Annotated in this window: 21 protein-coding genes; 8 read left to right on the top strand and 13 right to left on the bottom strand. The window is 71.3% G+C overall.

The window, feature by feature from the left end:
* Positions 1-2 precede the first annotated feature (2 nt).
* Together NQ165_RS07560 and NQ165_RS07555 are read left to right on the top strand one after the other, a co-directional pair.
* Positions 3-1709, top strand: a complete 1707-nt coding sequence (locus NQ165_RS07560) for a helicase-associated domain-containing protein (protein WP_257532267.1) — start codon at positions 3-5, stop codon at positions 1707-1709.
* Positions 1710-1868: 159 nt separating this feature from the next.
* Positions 1869-3527, top strand: a complete 1659-nt coding sequence (locus NQ165_RS07555; RefSeq protein WP_257525758.1) for a DNA repair helicase XPB — start codon at positions 1869-1871, stop codon at positions 3525-3527.
* Positions 3528-3724: 197 nt separating this feature from the next.
* On the opposite strand, the gene NQ165_RS07550 is transcribed toward NQ165_RS07555, so the two are convergent.
* The 6 genes from NQ165_RS07550 to NQ165_RS07525 form a co-directional block, all read right to left on the bottom strand.
* Entirely contained in the window at positions 3725-5446 is a 1722-nt protein-coding gene (locus NQ165_RS07550) for an alpha-amylase family glycosyl hydrolase (protein ID WP_257525759.1), read from the bottom strand.
* On the bottom strand, positions 5443-6780 hold the full coding sequence (locus NQ165_RS07545; RefSeq protein ID WP_257532265.1) for a glycoside hydrolase family 36 protein: 1338 nt from the start codon (positions 6778-6780) through the stop codon (positions 5443-5445). The genes NQ165_RS07550 and NQ165_RS07545 overlap by 4 nt, the downstream gene beginning before the upstream one ends.
* Positions 6777-7829, bottom strand: coding sequence for a zinc-binding alcohol dehydrogenase (locus tag NQ165_RS07540; RefSeq protein WP_257525761.1), 1053 nt, complete (start codon positions 7827-7829; stop codon positions 6777-6779). The genes NQ165_RS07545 and NQ165_RS07540 overlap by 4 nt, the downstream gene beginning before the upstream one ends.
* 21 nt (positions 7830-7850) lie before the next feature.
* Positions 7851-8756 carry a carbohydrate ABC transporter permease gene (locus tag NQ165_RS07535; RefSeq protein ID WP_257525762.1) on the bottom strand — a complete coding sequence of 302 codons (906 nt, stop codon included), beginning with the start codon at positions 8754-8756 and terminating at the stop codon, positions 7851-7853.
* Positions 8753-9640, bottom strand: coding sequence for a carbohydrate ABC transporter permease (locus tag NQ165_RS07530; RefSeq protein ID WP_257525763.1), 888 nt, complete (start codon positions 9638-9640; stop codon positions 8753-8755). Before NQ165_RS07530 ends, NQ165_RS07535 begins: the two co-directional genes overlap by 4 nt.
* Before the next feature lie 140 nt (positions 9641-9780).
* Complete coding sequence (locus NQ165_RS07525) at positions 9781-11172, bottom strand: ABC transporter substrate-binding protein (protein WP_257525764.1); 1392 nt, start codon at positions 11170-11172, stop codon at positions 9781-9783.
* 103 nt (positions 11173-11275) lie between these two features.
* On the opposite strand from NQ165_RS07525, the gene NQ165_RS07520 reads away from it, so the two are divergent.
* The 4 genes from NQ165_RS07520 to NQ165_RS07505 all read left to right on the top strand — a co-directional run bounded on the left by NQ165_RS07520 (position 11276) and on the right by NQ165_RS07505 (position 15755).
* A complete protein-coding gene (locus tag NQ165_RS07520; protein ID WP_257532263.1) occupies positions 11276-12421 on the top strand; it encodes an ROK family transcriptional regulator in 1146 nt (381 codons plus the stop codon).
* A gap of 446 nt (positions 12422-12867) precedes the next feature.
* Positions 12868-13560: a response regulator transcription factor gene (locus NQ165_RS07515; RefSeq protein ID WP_257525766.1), complete on the top strand. Its 693-nt coding sequence runs from the start codon at positions 12868-12870 to the stop codon at positions 13558-13560.
* 4 nt (positions 13561-13564) lie between these two features.
* Positions 13565-15340, top strand: coding sequence for a HAMP domain-containing sensor histidine kinase (locus NQ165_RS07510; RefSeq protein ID WP_257525767.1), 1776 nt, complete (start codon positions 13565-13567; stop codon positions 15338-15340).
* Positions 15341-15467: 127 nt separating this feature from the next.
* Entirely contained in the window at positions 15468-15755 is a 288-nt protein-coding gene (locus NQ165_RS07505) for a WXG100 family type VII secretion target (RefSeq protein ID WP_257525768.1), read from the top strand.
* Between the two features lie 67 nt (positions 15756-15822).
* Here the strand turns inward: NQ165_RS07505 and groL are convergent, their stop codons facing one another.
* The 5 genes from groL to NQ165_RS07480 form a co-directional block, all read right to left on the bottom strand.
* Complete coding sequence (gene groL, locus NQ165_RS07500) at positions 15823-17442, bottom strand: chaperonin GroEL (protein ID WP_257525769.1); 1620 nt, start codon at positions 17440-17442, stop codon at positions 15823-15825.
* 183 nt (positions 17443-17625) lie between these two features.
* Positions 17626-17826 (bottom strand): cold-shock protein, encoded by a 201-nt coding sequence (locus tag NQ165_RS07495; RefSeq protein WP_257525770.1) that lies wholly within the window; start codon positions 17824-17826, stop codon positions 17626-17628.
* Positions 17827-17972: 146 nt separating this feature from the next.
* The gene (locus tag NQ165_RS07490; RefSeq protein WP_257525771.1) at positions 17973-18545 is read right to left on the bottom strand and encodes a LytR C-terminal domain-containing protein; all 573 of its coding nucleotides are present in this window, start codon (positions 18543-18545) and stop codon (positions 17973-17975) included.
* A gap of 9 nt (positions 18546-18554) precedes the next feature.
* The gene (locus NQ165_RS07485; RefSeq protein ID WP_257525772.1) at positions 18555-18815 is read right to left on the bottom strand and encodes a DUF3263 domain-containing protein; all 261 of its coding nucleotides are present in this window, start codon (positions 18813-18815) and stop codon (positions 18555-18557) included.
* 9 nt (positions 18816-18824) lie between these two features.
* Positions 18825-19835 (bottom strand): DUF2332 domain-containing protein, encoded by a 1011-nt coding sequence (locus tag NQ165_RS07480; protein ID WP_257525773.1) that lies wholly within the window; start codon positions 19833-19835, stop codon positions 18825-18827.
* 68 nt (positions 19836-19903) lie between these two features.
* On the opposite strand from NQ165_RS07480, the gene msrB reads away from it, so the two are divergent.
* Both msrB and NQ165_RS07470 read left to right on the top strand, forming a co-directional pair.
* The gene (msrB, locus tag NQ165_RS07475; RefSeq protein WP_257525774.1) at positions 19904-20311 is read left to right on the top strand and encodes a peptide-methionine (R)-S-oxide reductase MsrB; all 408 of its coding nucleotides are present in this window, start codon (positions 19904-19906) and stop codon (positions 20309-20311) included.
* A 14-nt stretch (positions 20312-20325) separates the two neighbouring features.
* A complete protein-coding gene (locus NQ165_RS07470) occupies positions 20326-20862 on the top strand; it encodes a nitroreductase family protein (RefSeq protein ID WP_257525840.1) in 537 nt (178 codons plus the stop codon).
* 3 nt (positions 20863-20865) lie between these two features.
* On the opposite strand, the gene NQ165_RS07465 is transcribed toward NQ165_RS07470, so the two are convergent.
* Together NQ165_RS07465 and NQ165_RS07460 are read right to left on the bottom strand one after the other, a co-directional pair.
* Complete coding sequence (locus NQ165_RS07465; RefSeq protein ID WP_257532261.1) at positions 20866-21816, bottom strand: DMT family transporter; 951 nt, start codon at positions 21814-21816, stop codon at positions 20866-20868.
* A gap of 35 nt (positions 21817-21851) precedes the next feature.
* Positions 21852-22799 carry a LacI family DNA-binding transcriptional regulator gene (locus NQ165_RS07460; protein WP_257525777.1) on the bottom strand — a complete coding sequence of 316 codons (948 nt, stop codon included), beginning with the start codon at positions 22797-22799 and terminating at the stop codon, positions 21852-21854.
* Positions 22800-22803 lie beyond the last annotated feature (4 nt).

Below are 22803 nucleotides of genomic sequence, written 5' to 3'. Positions count from 1 at the left end.
CCATGGCCTCCTCGGCAGACTCCCGCGCACTGGCCACCTGGCTGGCCACGCAGAACGACGCCGTGCTGAGCGCCGTACTCGCCGAACGCGGCGCCTCTCCGAACGCATCGTGGGCGGACTTCTTCGACGCCGCTGAAGCCCTGCAGGATGCCCCTGCGCTCACCCGGGCGCTCGCTTCCCTTCCCCGCCCGCTCGCCGAAGCCCTGGCCGCCGTGGCCGACGGCGGCACCGCGCCCGAACCGGCCCGCAGCGCGCTGACCACCCGAGCGCTGGTCGCCCCTGACGGGTCGGCGTACCCGGCCGTCGCCGCCGCCGTGGCCACGATGGCGCCGGTCGCGCCGGCCGCGCCCGAACCGGCCGCGGGCGCCACCGAGTCGGATGCAGCCGCAGCCGAACGCGCGTTCACCGCCGCGGCGACGCTCGCCGAGATCCTGCAGCTGGCGCTGACCTCGCCGCTGGCGCGCATCGGCTCGGGCGCCCTGGGCGCCAGCGAGCGCCGGCGACTGCTCGAAGCGGGCATCGTGGACGACCCCGCCACCGCCGACGAACTGGTCGCCGTTGCGGCCACCACCGGGCTCGCCGCGCCCACGGGCAAGGAGTGGCTCGTCACCGCCGACGGTCTGCAGTGGCTGCAGGCCGGCTCCGTCGCCCGCTGGGACGAGGTCGCCCGGCGGCTGCGAGACGCTCTGCCTGCAGGTCTGCGCGCAGACGGTGCCGGCTGGATCGCGGTGGGCGACTGGCCGCGGGCATACCCCTTCGATCCGTCGTGGCCCGAGCGCGCCGAGCAGTGGCGCAGCCTGCTGCACCGGTGGGCGATGGTCGGCGCCGACGGGCACAGCGTGCCCTGGGCGGCGGGGCTGGCCGCCGGCGGCGACGCCGACCTCGAGGCCCTCCGCGCCCTGCTGCCGCCGGAGGTGGACAAGGTCTTCCTGCAGAACGACCTCACCGCCATCGCCCCGGGGCCGCTGGCCCCGCACCTGGATCTGCGTCTGCGCACCATGGCGCTGCGGGAGTCCCGCGCCCAGGCGTCGAGCTACCGGTTCACCCCGGAGTCGATCGGCGCCGCCATCACCCTGGGCGAGACGGCCGAGTCGATGCGCGCGTTCCTCACCGAGCTGTCGCTGACCGGCCTGCCTCAGCCGCTGGCCTACGAGATCGAGCGCACCGCAGCGCGGCACGGCCTCGTGAAGGTCGTCGACGACCCCTCCGGCCTCACCCTCGTACGCAGCGACGACCCGGCCGTGCTCGACACCCTGGCGGTCGACCAGGCGCTGCGCTCCCTCGGGCTCATGCGCCACGCCGAGGGTCTCGCCTCGCGCTCGAACCCCGACGCCGTCTTCTGGATGCTCGCCGACGCGCGCTACCCGGTGAGCATGCACGATGCCTCGGGCACCGCGCGCACCGTGCAGCGGCACCGCCTCGCGCAGCCGGGGGAGCCGGCATCCGACCCCTACGCCCCGTTGCTGGAACGGCTGCGGGCCGCGCACGAGTCAGACTCGGATGCCGCGTGGCTGGGCCGCGAGCTCGAGCACGCCGTGCGCGCGAAGGCGCTCATCACCGTCACGGTGCGCCTGCCGGACGGCAGCACGCGTGCGTTCACCCTCGAGGCCAGCGGCCTGGGCGGGGGACGCCTGCGCGGACGCGACAAGGCGGCCGACGTCGAGCGCACCCTGCCGGTGGCGAGCATCGAGTCGGTGCACCCCGTCTGAGTCGGTCTGAGTCGGCCGCGCTGCTGCTCGCGCCGTGCTCGCGCCACGCTCGCGCCGCGCTCGCGCCGCGCCGTGCGCCGCGGCCGCACGCGAGCGAACCGCGGCCAGGGGGCGCCCGGACGACCTCACCCCGTCCGGTGCGGTCTAGACTTGCACGTTATGGCTGACGGCCCCCTCATCGTGCAGAGCGACCGGACGGTGCTGCTTGAAGTAGCCCATCCGGATGCCGAGACCGCGCGCCACGAGCTCGCGATCTTCGCGGAGCTCGAGCGCGCCCCCGAACACATCCACACCTACCGCATCACCCGGCTGGGACTGTGGAATGCCCGTGCGGCGGGCCACGACGCCGACGACATGCTCGCGACCCTCGACCGCTGGTCGCGGTTCCCGGTGCCGGCATCGGTGTCGATGGACCTGCGCGAGACCGTCAATCGCTACGGCCGCCTGATCATCGAGCGCGCCGACGTCCCCGGCTTCGGCGAGGGCGTGCTGGTGCTGCGCTCCACCGACGGCGCCGTGCTGTCTGAGGTGTCGCGCAACAAGCGCATCAGCCCGCTGCTGATCGGCCACCCGACCCCCGACACCTTCGTCGTCGACGCGTGGGCGCGCGGGCAGATCAAGCAGGAGCTGCTGAAGATCGGCTGGCCCGCCGAGGACCACGCCGGCTACACCCCGGGCACCCCGCACCCGATCGAACTGGCTGAGGACGGCTGGACGCTGCGCCCCTACCAGCGCACCGCCGTGGACGTCTTCCACGAGGGCGGCTCGGGCGTCGTGGTGCTCCCCTGCGGCGCGGGCAAGACCCTGGTCGGCGCCGGCGCGATGGCGCAGACGAAGACCACGACGCTGATCCTCGTGACCAACACCGTCAGCGCCCGGCAGTGGCGCGACGAGCTGCTCAAGCGCACGAGCCTCACGCCCGAGGAGATCGGCGAGTACTCCGGCCAGGTCAAGGAGATCAAGCCGGTCACGATCGCGACCTACCAGATCCTCACCGCCAAGCGCGGCGGCCAGTACGCCCACCTGTCGCTGCTGGACGCCCTCGACTGGGGCCTCATCGTCTACGACGAGGTGCACCTGCTGCCGGCGCCGGTGTTCAAGCTCACCGCCGACCTGCAGGCCCGCCGCCGGCTCGGTCTCACCGCCACGCTCGTGCGCGAGGACGGCCGCGAGGGCGACGTGTTCAGCCTCATCGGCCCCAAGCGCTTCGACGCGCCCTGGAAGGAGATCGAGGCCCAGGGCTTCATCTCCCCCGCCGTCTGCTACGAAGTGCGCGTGGACCTGCCCGTCGACGAGCGACTGGAGTACGCGGCATCCGCCGACGAGGACCGCTACCGTCTCGCCGCCACGGCGCCGGTGAAGATCGAGGTCGTCCGCGACCTGGTGGCCCGCCACGAGGGCGAGCAGATCCTGGTGATCGGCCAGTACCTCGACCAGATCGACGAGCTCGCCGAGGCGCTCGACGCGCCGAAGATCACCGGCGCGGTGCCCGTGGACGAGCGCGAGCAGCTGTACCAGGCGTTCCGGGTCGGCGAGGTGCCGGTGCTGGTGGTGTCGAAGGTCGCGAACTTCTCGATCGACCTGCCCGAGGCATCCGTCGCCATCCAGGTGTCGGGGTCGTTCGGCTCCCGCCAGGAGGAGGCCCAGCGCCTGGGGCGTCTGCTGCGGCCCAAGACCAACGGGCACACGGCGAGCTTCTACACGCTCATCGCCCGCGACACCGTCGACCAGGACTTCGCGCAGAACCGGCAGCGGTTCCTCGCCGAGCAGGGGTACTCGTACACGATCCTCGACGCCGAGCAGGTCGCGGCGGCCTGAGCGCGGGCCGGGCCGCGCGTCCGCGCCGGCGGGTACCGGCGCGCGGCCGCCACGGCCGCGCGCGGCGCCCGGCACCGGCTACCACCGTTGCCGAAACGAGGGAATCCGCCCAGATGCGGACCCCTGAGCCGCAGGCATCCGCATTCCGGCAGATCCCCGCATCCGGGCCCACGCCGATGCCCGCGGCGCCCGGTTCCTCAGCGGCCGGCCGCGGCGCCACCTCCCGGCCCCGCGGTAACGATCCACGCGTACCCATGCGGGCCCAGCCGCAGGCCCTCGTGCCGGATGCCGGTGAGCACGTCCGTCCCCGACAGCGACGGCACCTGCAGGTGGTCGCCGCTGACGTTGATCACGGCAACCAGTTCGTCGCCGGTCCCCGCCGCCCGGCGGATCACCACGACCCGGTCATCGAGTCGCTCCACGACCTGCGATGCGAAGGGGGACAGCCCCGGCAGTCCCCTCCGCGCGGCGAGAAGCTTCCGCAGACCGTCGAGCATGCCCGCGCGGCGCGGGGAGGAGCGCAACTCGTCCCGCAGCAGGTCGGCATCCAGCACCTCCCGATTGATGCGGCGCGCGATGTCGGACTGCGCCATGCCTGCTGCATCCTGGCCCGAGCCGAACAGCGAGTGGTAGTAGATGGCCGGCACTCCCACCAGCGACAGGAGGATGGCGTGCGCCGCCAGGCCGCGTGCGACGGCGTCACCGTCGGGGTCCGCGCTGTCGGGTGCGACCAGCGCGTCGAGGAAGTTGGTGTTCAGCTCATACACGCCGCTGCTGCCGTCGGGGCGCTGCGCCATCGACACCCGCCCGCCGCGGGCCAGAGTGCGCTCCACCAGCAGCTCCCGGTCCTCGTCGCTGAGCAGCCCCTCGGTGGGCCGCAGCCCGATGCCGTCGTGGCTGGCGAGGAAGTTGAACCAGGTCGCGGTCGGGCTGACCGGCTCGATGCCCGCCGCCCACCGAGCCAGCGCCGTCGCCCGCCCCGTGACGAACGCATGCAGCACGAGCGGGGGAAGGGCGAACTGATACACCATGTGCGCCTCGTCCGACCCGTCGCCGAAGTAGCGGATGTTGTCGGAGTGCGGCACGTTCGTCTCGGTGAGCAGCAGGGTGCCCGGCGCCAGGGCATCCACGAGCACCCGCCAGATCCGAATGACGGTGTGTGTCTGGGGAAGGTGGATGCCGGTGGATCCCGATTCCTTCCAGAGGAACCCGATCGCATCCAGCCGCACCGTGGATGCCCCCCGCGCGAGGTACCCGAGCAGCACGTCGGTCAGGTCCAGGAGCACCGCGGGCGTCCGGGGGTCCACGTCGATCTGGTCGGGTCCGAACGTCGTCCAGGCACGCGCCACGGTCCCGTCGGGCCGGTCGTACTCGTGCACCAGCGGCGTCGTCCGCGGACGCACCACGCGGGAGGTGTCGAACTCGGGACCCGGCTCGAGGAAGTACCCCGCGAACCGCGGATCCCGCGCGAGCCAGCCCCGGAACCAGGGGCTCGCGCTGGAGACGTGGTTGGCGACGAAGTCCAGCGCGAGCGCATGGTCGGCCCGCAGGTCCGCGACGTCCTCCCACGACCCCAGGTCAGGGTTCACCTCACGGTGGTCGACGACGCCGAACCCGTCGTCCGACGTCCAGGGATAGATCGGAAGCAGGTGCACATCGGTGATCGCGTCGCCGACCTGCTCACGCAGCACGCCGGCGAGCGTGCGCAGCGGCGGCTCGCCCGACCTGCGGAAGGCGTCCCCGTAGGTGATCAGGTACGCGGTTCCCTCGTCGGGACGAGCGCGCGGCGCCGTAGGCAGCACGGGCGCCCAGCGCTCGGCGAGCGCGAGCAGTCCGGTCAGCACCGCGGATGCCTGTTCGGGGTAGAGCCGCGTCACCAGTGGTGTGAGCTTCGCCCGCAGAGCGTCCTCGTCGATCACTCCGGTGCCCCCTGCAGCAGCTGCCGCACGAGTCGGATGCCACGCTCGTCGAGCTCGTCGATGCGATCGGAGAACCCGCGCACGCCGGGGGCGGCGAACACCTCTCGAGCCCATTCCTCCCTGAGGGCGAACTGCGGGCGCGCCACCAGGCAGTCGGGGTCGGTCGTCCACAGCCGCCCGTGCTGCCACGCTCTCGCCCGCAGCGACGTGCGTCCGCGAAGCCCCTGGGGCCCGTCCTCACCGCCCTCGTGGAAGGTGTCGGGCGAGATGCGCATCGCGTCGACGAGCCCCACGCTCGGCAGCAGCGGCGCGCCGCAGCCGAGCAGGTACGCCCCTTCCCCCATCACCTCGCGGATGAGCTGCAGGCCGCGGCGGTAGGCCGAGATCGCGGAGGCGTCGCGGTCGCGCCTGACCCCCGGCACCGCGCCGCCGTAGAGGAAATCGAGCTTGAGGTAGTCGACCCCCGTGTCCCGCACGCAGGTGAACACCTCGGTGAGGTATTCGCTGACCCCCGGGTGGGTCAGGTCGAGCCCGACGAGGTCGTCACCCCAGTTGCGACCGGCGGGGCCGGTGAGCCAATCCGGATGCCGGCGGGCGAGACCCGACGAAGCGCCCACCGTGAACGGCGCCAGCCACAGACCCGCACGTCGGCCGCTGTGACGGATCGCGTCGACGGTGGCGCCGAGCGAACCGAACGCCGGCTTGGGTGCCGTCCACTCCCCCGTGCCCAGACTCCAGCCGTCATCGATCTGGATGACGTCGACCGGCAGCCGCAGCGCGTCGATCGCCCGGAGGTTCTCTCGGACGTCGGCGGCGGTCACCGCTTCGAAGTACCGGTACCAGGTGCACCAGACCCGAGGCACCACCGCGGTCGTCCGCGCGCCCGCTGCCGCCCCGATTCGCGCACCCACGGCCGCCAGCGCCGCCGCGCCGGCGTTCGTGCCGGCTCCGGCTCCGGCCCCGGCCCCGTCCCCCGGACCGGGTCCGGCGTCGCCCCCCACCTCCCAGCACCGCACCGCCCCCGTCGCGTCGACGACGACGTGCTCGTCGCGCCACGTCGCGCGGATCGACGGCACCGCCACGGTGGCATCCACCGCGCAGTACACGCGTGCGGCGGAACCGTCCCCTGGATCGACCAGCAACAGCCCCTCACCCTGCGCGCCGTGCGCGGCGACGGAAGCACCGGGGCGGAAACGCATGAGGTGCTCCCACGTCTGCGCGGGCCGCGGCGCGACGTCGTCCCGCCGATACCAACCGGTGGGACTCCAGCTCTGCCAGCCCTCCGCGTACACCTGCGCCCGCGACGACACCGGAACCTCGTCGATGACGGTCATCTCCGTCCCGCCTGCCCGAACCGCAGCACCGCCTGCAGCATGCCCCGGTCTCCGCTGTCCAGTCGCCGGAACGTCGCCGCGACGTCCTCGGCATCCACGACATCGGTCACGAGCACACCGGCGTCGATGGTCCCCGCGCAGATCAGCCGCATGACCGTCTGCACGAGGCGCGCCGGACTCCAGCGTCCGACCAGGCCCGCGGGCACGCCGGAGATCTGGCTTGCGACGATGCGCACGCGGTTGTGGTGGAACTCCTCCCCGAGACGCAGCTCCGGCGCACCGCCCTGGTAGAACCCGGCAGCCGCCACGAGGCCGTCGGGCACGACCGACCGAACCGCCTCATGCAGCGCCCGATCCGACCCCGACAGCTCGATCGCACTGTCGACGCCCCCATCGGATGCCACTCTGACAGCTGCTCCCGCACCGCCTCGCCCCGTCGCATCGACGGTCACGTCGGCACCGAAATCCCTGGCGACCGCCAGCCGCTCCGGCAGCGTGTCCACGGCCAGCACGCGCGCGCCCGACAGCACCGCCAGGCGCGTCGCCAGCAAGCCGATCACACCCTGTCCGAAGATCGCGACCTGCTCCCCGAGGCGCACGTCGGCGGCGAGCACCGCGTTCAGCGCGATGGCCGCGACCCGCGCGAACGTGCCGAGGATCGGATCGGCATCCGTCGGCATCACCCGCCCGTCGAGGACGGATGCCGGCAGCACCGCGTCGCTGCGGTGTCCCCAGATGCCGTGGACGACATCGCCCTCGCGCAGCGACGTCACATCCGGCGCGACCTCACAGACCCGGCCCACCTCGGAGTATCCCCAGCCCTGCACCGGATATCTGAAGCTCGGTTCGCCGGGGACGAACAGCCGCCGCCGCGCATCCCACGTCGACGTGAGATACGGGTTCGTCCCGCGATACGCGGTGAGCTCGGTCCCGGCCGAGATGCCGGAGTACAGCGTCTGCACCCGCACGTCGCCGGGCCCGAGAGGCATGGCATCCGTTTCGACGAGCTCCACCAAGCCCGGGGCGGTGAACTGCACGATCTGGGGCACAGCCGCATCCGCGCCGAAGCGCTACCCCTTCTCCGCGCCGGCGGTGAGACCACCGACGAGCAGCCGCTCCGAGGCGAAGAACAGCACGATGATGGGCAGCGTCAGAATCACCGACCCCGCCATCAGCACGGTCGTGGGTACCTCGATGCTGCCCGACAACTGCGAGAGCCCGAGCGACACCGTCCAGGAGTCACGCCGTTCGACGAGGAACAGCAGCGCGAAGAGGAACTCGTTCCAGGCGATCATGAAGATGAACAGCCCGTTCGAGACGATCGCCGGCATGGCGAGGGGCAGGCTGACGCGGCGCATGATCTGCAGCCGGCTGCAGCCGTCGATCGCCGCGGCCTCTTCCAGTGAGACCGGGATCGTGGAGAAGTAATTGCGCAGGGTGTAGATCGACACGGCGACCACCTGGGACACATACACGATGAGCAGCCCCACCAGCGAGCCGCGCAGACCGATCTGCGTGAAGAACACGAACAGCGGGACGGCGAGCAGGATGCTGGGGAAGAAGTACACCGCGAGGAACAATGCCGACACCTGCCGGCGCCCGAAGAACTCCAGGCGGCTGATGGCATAGGCCCCCGGGATGGCCACCAGCAGTGTCAGGGCCACCGTCCCGAGCGCCACGAGGAGCGAGTTGCGCATGAAGACGACGAACCCCTGTCCGCCGTCAGAGACAGGGGCGAGCACCTCCAAGTAGGTGCCGAGGTCGAACTCCTCGATCGAGATCCATAGAGCACCAGGGCTCTGAAGCAGCGAATCCAGCGACCGGAAGCTCAGCAGCACCATGTAGTAGAACGGCACCACGGCAGCGAGCAGGAGCGCCACGATGACGATCGGGCGCAGGATGCCGAACAGCGCGATCTCGAAGCTGTCGCGGTTGAACCCGCTCGATGTGCGGTGTTTGCCGACCGCCGTGGTCATGCTTGCTCCTCCTGCCGGCCGAAGAGCTTCAGGTACAGCCCCACCAGCACCGCGAGGATGGCCGCGAGAAGCAGCGCCTGTGCGGCGGCGGCGCCGATGTCACCTCGCGCCGTCAGGTAGTCGAAGACACGCACCGACACCACTTCGGTGCCGGCACCGCCACCGGTGAGCAGGTAGATGTCATCGAAGTTGTTGAAGGTCCAGATGAACCGCAGCACGCACAAGACGGCGATCGTCGGCAGCAGCTGCGGCAGCAGGATGTGGCGGAAGCGCTGCGTGGGGGTGGCGCCGTCGATGCGGGCGGCCTCGTCGAGGACGTCGGGAACGGCTTGAAGCCTGGCGGTGAGGAAGAGGAAGGCGAAGGGGAACGACCGCCATGCCTCGAAGCAGATCACGGTGATCAGCGCGACGGGCAGGTCCACCTGCCAGCCGAAGATCGACACCGGGAGGGCGCGGTCGGAGAGGAACGCGACCGGTTCACTCCAGCCGAGCACGGTCGTTCCGAACCAGTTGACGATGCCGTACTGCGGATTCAGCGCGGTCGACCACACGAAGGTGGCCGCAACGACCGGCGCGACATAGGGCAGCAGCAGCGAAGCTCGGATCAGTCCGCGCCCCCGGAACGGCGAGCGCAGCGCGAGCGCCGCGACGAGCCCGATGCCGACCGCCAGGGCCGTGCCGCACACCGAATACACCAGGGTCGTCCACAACGCGCCGAGGAATCCTGGCGACGTCAGGACGTTCGCGAAGTTCTCCAGGGTGTATTCGCCGAAGAACCCCGTGCCACGGATGTTGATCAGTCGCACGTTCTGGAAGGCCAGGGCGACGGCCCACAGGATGGGCAGCACCACCGCGACGGTCACGATGATGAGCGTCGGCGACATCAGCAGCAGACCGGCGCGGTTCTCCTCCGCGCTCCGCCGCGACCGACGTCCCCGCCGCGTGCGGGAGGCTCCACCCGGCGTCGTCGGCGCCGGTGGGCGGGGGGCCGCGCCGGTGAGCCCCGGCCCCCCGGCCACCTGCGTCATCGGATCGACTCCGCGACGGCGCGCACCGCCTCTGCGGCGTTCGCTGCGACTGCGGCGGGGTCGTCGCCCTGCGCTACCTGGCTGACAGCCTCGGCGACGGGCAGTTCGCCCTGCAGGGCGCCCAACAGCGTGCCCTGACCTTGAGTGATGCCCCAGCGCGCGAGGTCCTCCGGACCGGCGGCCACGGCTTCGAGCACCTCCGGCGCGTAGAAATCAGACAGCGGCGCCTTCGTGTCGACCCCCGCCGGCAGCGTGCCCCAGAGCTCTGCGTACAGCATCGTCTCGTCGGACGTCCCGGTGCGCACCGGCACCTTTCCCTCCGGCGCGATCGCGATCCACGGTTCGTAGCCGTCGCTCATCATGTACTCGATGAACGCCTGCGCCCCTTCGGTGTCCGCACCCTCGGTGACGGTCCACGACGTGATCTCTCCGAACTGCGCGGGGGAATCGGCATCGGGGCCGGTGATCGCCGTGACGACGCCGGTGTTGGCGGCGAGGAACGACGGATCGTCGACGCACTCCGGGCACGACGGCTTGGCATCCTCACGCAGCCCGGCGAGTTCGTCCAGCACGAAGCTCGACCAGATGAACATGGCGGCATCTCCGGCGAAGTAGGTCGCGCGAGTGGTGTCGACGTCCTGCGCACCCGGCACCGAGTAGTTCGTGACCAGATCGCCGTAGAAGTCCAACGCCGCCACGCAGGCATCCGAGTCGAGCCGGGTCTCGCCCTCGTCATCGACGAGCTCGCATCCGTTGCCGAGTGCGATGTGCTCGAACGTCTGTTCTGTGAACGCGTCGCCGGGGGCCGTCGCGCCGACGAAGCCCGCCATCTCGTCGCTGTCCAGAGCCGCCGCCGCCTCCAGGATCGCGTCGTAGGAATCGGGCGCGTCGAGTCCCGCCGCATCGAAGAGGTCGGTGCGGTAGTAGAGCATCTGCGTCCAGGACTCGCTCGGCACGGCGAGCGCCGTGTCGCCGTCGGACGTCAACTCGAGGGCCTTCTCGGAGAAGGTCGACGGGTCGAGGGCGTCGATGACGGCCGCGACGGCGTCGGTGTCGATCAGCTCGTTGGCCGAGAGCGTCCGCACCTGCGGCAGCGAGATGCCGCCGATGACATCGGGCAGGTCGCCCGCCGCCGCCGCAGAGGTGATGAGCTGGCTGAACTGGTCTTCGCCGACCGACACCACTTCCACCTCGGTGCCGCTGTCCGCCGTGAACGCGTCGACGATCTCCTGGGTGGCGGCGACCCGGTCGGGCAGATCCTCCTGCACCCAGAACGTCAGCGTGCCGTCGTCACCCCCGCCGCCGTCATCACCGCCCGTGGTGCACCCACTGAGGATGAGCACGGCGCAGGCCGCCGAAATCGTGACTGCTGTGGCACGATTCTTCATCGCGCGCCTCCTTGCGCTCAATGCTGCCGGTGGCGCCAGGGCGCCGTAATGCCTAGAAGCTAGGGGTGTAATGTCTAGCTGTCAAGCATAAGTAGGAGGCGCGATGCCGGGACCCGGTGACATCCTCGAGTTGGTGCGCAGCGGCCGCGCCGTCACCCGCGGTGAGATCCTCGACGTGACAGGGCTGTCGCGGATGACGGTGTCGGCGCGCATCGACGCTCTGCGGGACGCCGACCTCGTCATCGAGAACGGCACCGACCGCGTCACCGGCGGCCGCCCCTCGCGACGACTGGAGTTCAACACGTCGCGCGCGTCGCTCGTGATCGCGACGGTCGACACGACCCACACCACCGTCGCCCTCACCGATCTCGCCGGTCGCGTGGCCGCCGAGGAACGCGTGGAGGTCGCCGTCGTCGACGGCCCCGATCGCACACTCAACGCCATCGTCGACAGCGCCCGACGCAGCCTCGCCGCGAACCCGGCCGCACCGCCCCTCGGTGGTGTGGGCATCTGCATCCCGGGACCGGTCGATCCCGACAGCGGACGACCCAGCCAACCCCCCATCATGCCGGGATGGGATGCCTACCCGGTCAGCGAGCACCTGAGTGACGCACTGGGCGCGCCGGTGCTCGTCGCGAACGACGCGGATGCCGCGGGCCTCGGCGAGCAGCGCAGCGCTCACCCCGATTCCCGCTCGCTGTGCTTCATCAAGGTCTCGTCCGGTATCGGCACCGGCATCATCCTCGACGGCCGGGTGTATCGCGGCGCCGACGGCGGGGCGGGCGACATCGGGCATGTGAAGCTTGCCGGCCACGACGATGACGTGTGCCAGTGCGGATCGCACGGCTGCCTCGCAGCCGTGGCATCCGGTCGCGCCGTCGCCCGCAAGCTCAGCGCACTCGGTAAGTCGGCGACCTCGGGCTCGGATGTCGGCGCGTACCTCGCCGCCGGCGATCCCGACGCCGCGCGACTCACCCAGGCTGCCGGCCGGGTGATCGGCGAGGTGGTCGCGACGGTGGTCACCCTGCTGAACCCGGCCGAGGTCGTGCTGGGCGGGATGCTCGCGTCGGCGCCGCTGCTGGCCGGCGTGCGGGAGACCCTCTACCCTCGGTCGCTCCCCCGTGCGACCCGGCACCTGGCCATCAGCCAATCCACCCTCGGCGAGCGCGCGGCGATGGTGGGACTCGCGACCCTCGTGGTCGAGAGGGAGTACTCCGCCAGCGCCGTGAACGCCGCGCTGGGGGCGTAGGCCGCCCGGCCGTCCGGCCGTCCGGCCGCGAGATACCTCTCGGAATTCGGCCTCAGCACGGGTACCGGCCGGCGTGGCCGGTTCCGCCCCTCAGCCGGAATTCCGACACCCCGCGCTGGGTGCGAACCCGCCGACGGCGTCGCGCGGCCTCCAGTCACCGACCACCACCGTCGCCGAAACGAGGGGATCCGCCCGGATGCGGACCCCTGAGCCGCAGGCATCCGCATTCCGGCAGATCTCCGCATCTCGGTCGACGGTCTGCGGCCCGGCATCCGGCAGGCGTGCGACGACGCCCCCCGCGCGGCCCCCGCGCGGCGCCCGCGCGGCTCCGGGCCGGCGCGATGACGGCATCCGCTTGCTCCGGACGCGCCCGGCCCCTATACCGCATGACAGCCGCTCCGACCGATGTCCAGACAGCGCATGGGTTCCGTGGCCATAATGGGGCCATGACCGCGCCTCGCATCCTTGTCGTCGACGATGAGCCGAACATCCGCGACCTGCTCATCACGAGCCTGCGCTTCGCAGGTTTCCAGGTGCGTGCCGTGTCCAACGGCGCGCAGACGATCTCCGCCGTCCTCGAGGAGGAGCCCGACCTGATCGTCCTCGACGTGATGCTGCCGGACATGAACGGCTTCAGCGTCACCAAGCGCCTCCGCGGCGCGGGCTACACCGCCCCGATCCTCTTCCTCACCGCCAAGGACGAGACCGAGGACAAGATCACGGGCCTCAACGCCGGCGGCGACGACTACGTCACCAAGCCCTTCAGCCTCGACGAGATCGTCGCGCGCATCCAGGCGATCCTGCGCCGCACGATGCAGGCCGACGAAGACTCGATCATCCGCGCGGGAGAGCTGACGATGGACCAGGACACCCACGACGTGCTCGTCGGCGACGTGTCGATCGATCTCTCCCCCACCGAGTTCAAGCTGCTGCGCTACCTCATGCTCAACCCGAACCGGGTGCTCAGCAAGGCGCAGATCCTCGATCACGTGTGGGAGTACGACTTCAACGGGGATGCCGGCATCGTCGAGAGCTACATCTCGTATCTGCGGCGCAAGATCGACCCGCACTCCTCCGAGCCCCTCATCCAGACCAAGCGCGGTTTCGGCTACATGCTGAAGGCCGGCAAGTCCGCGTGAACCGGTGGCTCTAGCCGCCCACGCGGGCAAGAACGACGCGCTGACCTCGTGGTGGCGCGGCGTCAGCCTGCGCGCCAAGGTCACCGGCGTCACCGTCGCCGTGCTCGCGATCGGTCTCGTCTCCGCGGGCGTCGGCACCCTCGCCTTCCTGCGCAACACCTTGGCCATGAACCTCGACGCCCAGGTGCAGCAGTTGGCCGAGACGGATGCCGTCAGCAGCGTCTTCACCGGCTGGGTCACCGAGTCCGGTGACGACTTCGAGGTGCGATCGGATGCCACGGCGTACTTCGTGGCCGTGTACGGGCCCGACGGGCGCTTCCTCACCAGCGGCGGCGGCAACTCCGCTCCCGAGCCGGAGTTCCCCCAGACGTTCACCCTCGCCCAGGCGACGATCTTCGGCACGTCCACCGTCTTCGACCTCAATGCCCGCGACGGCGGGGCCGGCTACCGGGCGGCGGTCGGAGTCGAGGACACCCCGTCGGGCGTCTTCTACACGCAGCTGGTGGCCCTCCCCACGGCGCCGAACGAACGGTTCCTCGCCGCGTTCCTCGGCATCTACAGCTTCCTGGCCATCATCACCGTCATCGCGAGCGCGTTCCTGGTGCGCTGGATCGTCACCCTCACCTTCCGCAGCCTCGGGCAGGTGGAGGCGACCGCCGATGCCATCGCCGCGGGCGACTTCAGCCTGCGCATGACCGACATCGAGCCGGCGACCACCGAGGTCGGCAGGCTCAAGGCGGCGATCAACGCGATGCTCGGCCGCATCGACGCGGCGCTGTCCGAGCGGGATGCCACGGTGCGGCAGATGCGCCGCTTCATCGGAGATGCCAGCCATGAGCTGCGCACCCCTCTGGTGACCGTGCGCGGGTACGCCGAGCTGTACCGCATGGGCGCCATCTCCGGCGAGGAGCAGATCGACCAGTCGATGGAGCGCATCGAGAAGGAGGCGATCCGCATGGGCGTGCTGGTGGAGGATCTGCTCGCCCTGGCGCGCCTCGACGAGCGCCGCGGGATCACCCTCGCCCCGGTGGATCTGCGCCCGATCGCCCGTGATGCCGCGCTCGACGCCCGCGCGGCCGCGCCGCTGCGCACCGTCATCGTGCGAGACACCACCACCATCAGCGCACCCGTGCCGCTCCCGCAGCCCGCACCCGCGCCCGAGGCCGACGCCCCAGAGCACCCGCCGAGCGAACCCGCCCGCAAGCGCCCCAGCCCCACGACGGCGATCGGCCTGGCCGGCGCGACGCTGTCGCGGTTTCGACGCCGCCCGAAGCAGCAGCCGCCGGCCGAACCGGCGCGGCCGCGCCCGACTCCGCCCCCGGCGGCGCAGCCGCCCGCCCGCCCGCCCGCGGCCCCGATCGTGACCGGCGATGAGGACCGCATCCGCCAGGTGGTGACGAACCTGCTGGGCAACGCGCGCCGGTACAGCCCCGAGGACTCCCCCATCGAGATCAGCGTGGGTGTGGACGCCGCCGCCGGCACAGGCTGGATCGCCGTCAGCGACCACGGCGAGGGCGTTCCGCCGCAGATCCGCGACAAGATCTTCCAGCGGTTCTGGCGCGCAGACACCTCGCGCACCCGCGAGACCGGCGGCTCCGGCCTGGGGCTGTCGATCGTGGCGGCGATCGTGGAGACCCTGCACGGGTCGATCAAGGTCACCGACACCCCCGGCGGCGGAGCGACCTTCACCGTCGCCTTCCCCCTCGTCGGCACCGGCGGCCCCTCAGACACGGCTCCGTCCGAGGCGACGTCACCGGCCCTGAGCACGTCCGACGGCTGACCCCCGGGTCGCTGCGACTTCTCCCCAGGCACGAAGAGGGCCGATCCCTCCCCGATCGGGCTGATGCGGCATCCACGGCCCTGCCGCCGCGCCCTACCGTGGCGGAAACGCTCGAAGGGAGCACACCATGGCCGTCTTCTCCGTCGACAGCGACGCCGTCCTGTCCGCCACCGCCGCCGTCCGCGGCACCGCCGACCGCTTGGCCGGCGAGACCTCCGCCATGCTCGCGCAGCTCACCGCGCTGCAGTCCTCGTGGACCGGCACCGCGGCGCTCGGCTTCCAGTCGGTCATCGACCGGTGGCGGGCGACACAGCGGGAGGTGGAGGCCTCGCTCGCCGACATCAGCGCGGCACTCGGCACCGCCGGGCAGCAGTACGCGCAGACCGAGGCGACGACGGCCGGACTGTTCCGGTGACCCCCGCCGGAACGGCGAAGGGCCCCTCCGTGGGGAGGGGCCCTTCGTTCATCGGGTTCTGATCAGATCAGAAGTCCATGCCACCCGTCGGGTCGCCGGCCGGAGCCGCGGCCTTCTCGGGCTTGTCGGCGACGACGGCCTCGGTCGTGAGGAACAGACCGGCGATGGATGCCGCGTTCTGCAGAGCCGAGCGGGTCACCTTGGCCGGGTCGATGATGCCCTGTGCGAACAGGTCACCGTACTCGCCGGTGGCGGCGTTGAGGCCGTGGCCGAGCGGCAGCTCGGCGACCTTGTTGGCGACGACGCCGGGCTCCATGCCTGCGTTGAGGGCGATCTGCTTCAGCGGCGCCTGGATCGCGACGCGAACGATGTTCGCACCGGTCGCCTCGTCACCGGTCAGCTCGAGGGCGTCGAGCGCCTTCTTGCCTGCCTGGATGAGCGCGACGCCACCACCGGCGACGACACCCTCTTCGACGGCGGCCTTCGCGTTGCGAACGGCGTCCTCGATGCGGTGCTTGCGCTCCTTCAGCTCGACCTCGGTGGCCGCACCCGCCTTGATGACGGCCACGCCGCCGGCGAGCTTGGCGAGACGCTCCTGGAGCTTCTCGCGGTCGTAGTCGCTGTCGGTGTTCTCGATCTCGCGGCGGATCTGGGTCACGCGACCCTCGATCTGAGCCGAGTCGCCCGCACCTTCGACGATGGTCGTCTCGTCCTTGGTGATGATGACCTTGCGCGCGCGGCCGAGCAGGTCGACCGTGGCGTTCTCGAGCTTGAGGCCGACCTCTTCGGTGATGACCTGGCCGCCGGTGAGGATCGCGATGTCCTGCAGCTGCGCCTTGCGACGGTCGCCGAAGCCGGGGGCCTTGACGGCGACCGACTTGAAGATGCCGCGGATCTTGTTGAGCACCAGCGTCGCGAGAGCCTCGCCCTCGACGTCCTCGGCGATGATGAGGAGCTCCTTGCCCTCCTGGATCACCTTGTCGACGATGGGCAGAAGGTCCTTGATGTTCGAGATCTTCTGATTCGCGATGAGGATGTACGGGTCCTCGAAGACAGCCTCCTGGCGCTCCGGGTCCGTGACGAAGTAGGGGTTGATGTAGCCCTTGTCGAAGCGCATGCCCTCGGTGAGCTCGAGCTCGGTGCCGAAGGTGTTGGACTCCTCGACGGTGACCACACCCTCCTTGCCGACCTTGTCGATCGCCTCGGCGATGAGCTCGCCGATGGAGGCGTCAGCGGCCGAGATCGACGCGGTGGCAGCGATCTGCTCCTTCGACTCGACCTCCTTGGCCGACGAGAGCAGCTCGGCGGTGATGGCCTCGACGGCCTTCTCGATGCCGCGCTTGAGCGAGATCGGGTCGGCGCCGGCTGCGACGTTGCGCAGGCCCTCGCGGACGAGCGCCTGGGCGAGGACAGTGGCGGTGGTGGTGCCGTCACCGGCGACGTCGTCGGTCTTCTTGGCGACCTCCTTCACCAGCTCCGCACCGATCTTCTCGAACGGGTCGTCGAGCTCGATCTCCTTGGCGATCGAGACGCCGTCGTTCGTGATCGTGGGGGCGCCCCACTTCTTTTCGAGCACGACGTTGCGACCGCGCGGGCCGAGCGTCACCTTGACGGCGTCGGCGAGGATGTTCAGGCCGCGCTCGAGACCACGACGGGCCTCTTCGTCGAAAGCGATGATCTTTGCCATGTGTGTGTTCGTCCCTCCCGGACGTCGGAATGTCTTTAGCACTCAACAGGAGTGAGTGCTAAGCCATTCTGGCACTCGCCCCTGGGGAGTGCAAGCCACGCCGGGCGCGTCGCGACACACGTCGACACACGTCGAGAGGGTCGGATGCCACAGCCACGCGAGGCGCCGGCATCCGCGGACGCCTCAGAGCGGCCGAACGGCCTCCGCCTGCGGGCCCTTCGCGCCGGTGCCGAGGGTGAACTCGACCTGCTGGCCCTCTTCGAGCACGCGGAAGCCGCTCATCTCGATGCTCGAGTAGTGAACGAAGACGTCCTGGCCGTCGGCGACGGTGATGAACCCGAAGCCCTTCTCAGCGTTGAACCATTTGACGGTGCCCTGGGCCATGTGAATCTCCTGTTGCTGGATGTGACGACGCCAGCGTAGCCAGCGGCCGCCTCGCGTCACGGCCGCAGCGGGCACTGTTGACGCGGGCGCCCCGAAGTCTTCACATCGGCGAAACACAGCACGCCGGAGGTGGCGCTCGGTGCGGCTCAGGGAGCAGGCGTGTCCATGCCGGACCCGATGCGGTCCACGCCGAGCACGACCGCCAGCTGCCGCGATTCAGGGTCGTCGACCGGCTGATACACGTCGCTCTGCACGACCTCGGCGCCGCCGATGACCTCGGCGAGGGCGAGGGCCGCGGCCTCATCGGTGGCGAAGGGGTAGTACACCGTGGTGGTGGCGAAGTCCCGCGACCCGGCATCGCCGGCCAGCACGAGATCCGGCGACCAGCCGGCAGCGACGATCTGGTCGCGGGCGCGCGTGGCCAGTCCGGCTTCGGGCGTGGCGTTGAGCACGAGCACGTTGTACTCGGTGTCGAGCTCCGGGGTCACCACGGGCGCCGGGACGGCCGTCGGCGCGACCTCGGGATCGAGGCTCACGCGGCCCGTGAGCACCAGCGTGCCGAAGATGCCGACGGCGACCAGCACGACTGTTGCGACGGCGGCCCACAGCAGCACGACCCAGCCTCGCATGCGCGGATTCTCCGCGCGGTGCGCGCCCACACGACCGCTGCCAGGGGGCAGCTGATCGAAGCGATCCTTCGGGTAGGTCGTTCTCGGCACTGTGAAATGCTACCTGGCCACGCGCGGGCTCATCGCGACGCGGGCTCGGCGGGCCTGCTCCCGCGCGTCCCGGATGCGCCGCAGCCGCGACACCATCATCGGGTCGTACTCCAGCGCTTCGGGGGTGTCGATCAGCCGGCCCAGCAGCTGGTAGTACCGCGCCGGCGACAATCCCAGGTGGGCGTGGATCGCCTCTTCCTTGCGCGGACCGTGACGCGACCAGCCCGATTCGAAGTCGAGGATCGCGCGATCGCGGGGGGTCAGCGGCACCCTTCCACGCTAACGCGGCCGGGCGGCATCCTCTGCGCGCCACTCCACGTACGAGCCGAGCGGATCGACGGCGGCGAGCACCTCGCCGTCGAGGGCGAGGGCGAAGCCGCCTGGCCAGGTCTGCGGGTCGACCGGCTGCGTCCACCCGTCGTGCAGGGTCGGGGCGTCGAGGGTGATCCAGCGGCCGGCGGCACGCGCGGCGTCGATCATCGCCCGCCGCCCGGCCCACGGCACGAAGGCGAGCACGCCGGGCGTGGTGACGACGAGCGTGGCATCCGCCGGCGCCTGCCGCGCCACCTCGGCGATGAGCGCGGCCCCGTCGCCGGCGACGAGCAGGGGCGGGTCGGATGCCGCGATGCGCAGGGCCTGGCGCACGCGCTCGGCCCGCCCGGTCTCCCCCGGCCACACCAGACCGGTGAGCCACGCCTCGGTGTCGGGCAGGGCGGGGTCCAGTGGCGCGAGGTCGATACCCGCCCGCCACACCACCTCGGGCAGACGCAGCGGCGGCACGGCCTCGCCCCGCAGGTCGCTCTCGAGGGTGACCGCAGACGGACCGTCGGGCGGATCGAGCGCGATGACCTCGCCGTCGGGGCGGCGGTACCGGTACGAGTAGCGGTCGGGGTAGAGGCACAGTCCGGCGCTGGCGCCGACCTCGAGCAGCGCGATCGGGCCGGGCACGAGCGCGAGGGCCGGCAGAAGCGCCGCACAGCGCAGCGGCTCATTGGTCTGCACGCTGCGCCGACCGCATTCGGTCACGACGGCATCGGCGTGCTGGGCCAGCCACGACGCCCACGAGGGGTAATCGGTCTCGGGCGCGCCGAGCAGCCGGGTGACGGCGAAGACGAGGGGCGGCTGGCGCCGCTCGGGAGGGATGCGCGCGAGCAGCTGCTGCACGGATCCGTCCGTGGCCACGCCCTGCGCCCAGGCGCGGTAGAGCTCGGAGCGGCCGGGCGCCTCGTCGCGGGCGAAGCGGGCGTAGCGTTCGCGCACCGCTCCGGCGGCATCCTCGGGAATCGTCACCCTCTCATTGTGCGCAGACGGAACACGCTGCCCTGCCGTCGGGTTGAATGGAGTGACGAAGGAGAGACATGACTTACGCGGTGAACAAGAGCGAAGACGAGTGGCGCCAGGAGCTGGGAGCCGAGCAGTACGCGGTGCTGCGCCAGGCGGCCACCGAGCGCCCGTGGACCGGCGAACTGCTGGATGAGAGCCGGGCCGGCCTGTACGCGTGTGCCGCGTGCGGCGCGGAGCTGTTCCAGAGCGGGACCAAGTTCGACTCGCACTGCGGGTGGCCGAGCTTCTACGAGTCGGTGCGCCCCGAAGCGGTGCAGCTGATCGACGACACCAGCCACGGCATGGTGCGCACCGAGGTGCGCTGCGCGAACTGCGGCTCGCACCTGGGGCACGTGTTCCCCGACGGATTCGGCACGCCCACCGGCGACCGATACTGCATGAACTCCGTCGCCCTGCAGTTCACGCCGGAACAGCCCGAGTGAGCGCCCTCGACGCGATGCGGCGGCGCCGCTCGCTGTCGAAGGTGACCGACGACGCCCCCACGCACGAGCAGCTGCTCGAGCTGGTGGCGGCGGCGGGGCGGGTGGCCGACCATTCCGAGCTGAAGCCGTGGCGGCTCATCGAGCTGCGCGGCGACGATCGCCTCACCCTCGGCCGCGCCATCAACAAGGCCGAGGGCGAGAAGGGTGCGTCGTCGAAGCCGCTGCGTGCACCGCTGCTGATCGCGGTGGTCGCCAGCCCGCGCAAGAGCGAGAAGGTGCCGTACTGGGAGCAGGAGGCGGTGGCATCCGGTGTCGCCCATGCGCTGAGCCTGCTGCTGGACGAGGCCGGGTGGGGCGTCATCTGGCGCACCGGTCACTACACCCGCGCCAAGGCCGTGGCGAAGGCGCACGGGCTGAAGAAGCACGAGCGGCTTCTCGGCTGGCTCTACGTCGGTGGCAGGCCCGAACGCTCCCGCGACGCCCGCGAGAAGGTCATCGACGCCGAGCGGTTCGTGAGCAGGATGCCGGCTCCGAAGAAGCCGCTCTCGTAGCCTTCAGCGGGCGCGGCGTCGGCGCCACGGCACCGCCGCGACCACGACCGACGCGAGGGCGACGGTCGCCATGGTCAGTGCCGTGCCGACGCTCGGGCCCGCCGGAGCCGGCCACACGAGGTCGAGCGCGACGGATGCCGCCAGCTGCCCGGCCACCGAGGCGAGGCCCAGCAGCAGCACGCCGGTGTGGACCACCAGCGCGGCCGACAGGAAGATGTAGACGACTCCGAGCGCTCCGCCGACATAGAGCCAGAGCTCGGTCGGCAGCGCCGCGGGCGGACCGGTCACGGCGACGCCCACGCCGGCGGCGACGAGCAGGCACAGCGATCCGCCGATGAAGTTCACGAGCGTGGCGGTCAAGGGAGTCCCGACGCGCTGGCGCAGCCGCCCGTTGGTGGCCTGCTGCCACGCGATGCCGACGCCGGCGGCGAACGGCAGCAGCAGCATCCACAGCGGGGCGTCGACGCGACCGCCCGTGAGCGCGATCGCGACCGCAGCCAGCGCGAGCACGCCGCCGAGCACCCGCCCGGTGGTGACGGCGACGACTCCGGAAGGCCCGTAGCCGAGGCGGTCGAGCACGAGACCGCAGACGGTCTGGCCCGCGACGATGCCGACGGTGAACAGGGCCACGCCGATCAGTCCGACGGCGAGGCCCTGTGTCGCGACCGTCAGGGCGCCGGCCGCACCGCCGCACAGCATCCAGAAGGGGATGCGCCGCTCGCGCACGCCGGATGCCAGTCGGCCGAATCCGCGGCGGCCGGCCGGAAGCGCCAGCGACGCGACGGTGAGGATCAGCAGGCCGGAGCCGAAGGAGATGAAGGCGGCGACGAGTCCGTCTTGCAGCCGCACGCCCAGCTGGCCGTTCACCCGCGCCTGCACCGCCGTCATCACACCGATGAGTGCGGCGCCGCCCAACGCCACCCAGACGGGCAGGCGACGGGACTCAGTGGGCACTCGCGGCAGTCTACTGGCGGGGGGATGCCGGCTCGTCACGCCGTCTCCCGCACGACGACCCGCGACGGGTTGTGGTGCCACTGCCCGGGATCCAGCCCCAGCGCGACGCGCGCCGCGCGCCTGCCGTAACTCTCCGCGTCGATGCGGAAGGTGGTCAGGGCGGGCCGCCACAGCCGCGCGAGCTTTCCCTCGTCGAATCCGATGACCGCGAGGTCTGTCGGCGCCTGCAGACCGGTCGCGGCCATCGCGGCGAGCACCGCGATCGCGACGTCGTCGTCGTAGGCGGCGACCGCCGTCACCGCCGTATGCCGGGCGAGCCGGTCGACCTCGCGACACCACGCGTCGTGGTCGTCGTCGACGTCGAGGCGCACGACCGACAGGTCGAGGCCCAGGGTGCGGGCCGCGCGCCTCGCCTGCGCCTCGCGCACGCGGGTGAGTTCGGTGGCCGGAGTGAGCGAGGCGAAGGCGATGCGGCGGTGCCCACGGTCGGCCAGATAGCGCAGCTGCTGGCTGGACTGGAAGGCGAACCCCACATGGGCGCCACCCCGCTCACCCGAGACGCGGTCGTCCTCGATGCTGTCCGACATGAGCGAGGCGAGATCGAGGACCGCCCGGGGAGCGACCGCGTCGAGCACCTCGCGCGGCACGGCACCCCCGGCCGACTCGGTCGGGGTGGTGACGATGAGCGCATGACCGAGCGAGCGGAGCTCATCGGCCATCCCCCGGATGAAGCCGTTGAGGCTCTCCCCGATGACGACGGGGCCGGTGTTGAAGATGACGACCCGCGCCGTCCCCTCCCGCAGGGTGCGCGCCACGGCGTGCGGCAGGTATCCGAGCGTCGTCGCGGCCTCGCGCACCCGCTCGCGGGTGGTCTCGCGGATGGTCTGGCCCGGCGTCTCGTTGAGCACGTAGCTCACCGTCGCCGTGGAGACGCCCGCCTCGCGCGCGACGTCACGGATGGTCGGCCGGCGCTCATCCCGCATGCGC

This window comes from Microbacterium sp. zg.Y1084 (genome assembly GCF_024623595.1).
In the GTDB taxonomy this organism is placed as follows: Bacteria; Actinomycetota; Actinomycetes; order Actinomycetales; family Microbacteriaceae; genus Microbacterium; species Microbacterium wangruii.
Note: the sequence above shows the minus strand (reverse complement) of the source record. Positions and strands in the feature narration are given on the sequence as shown.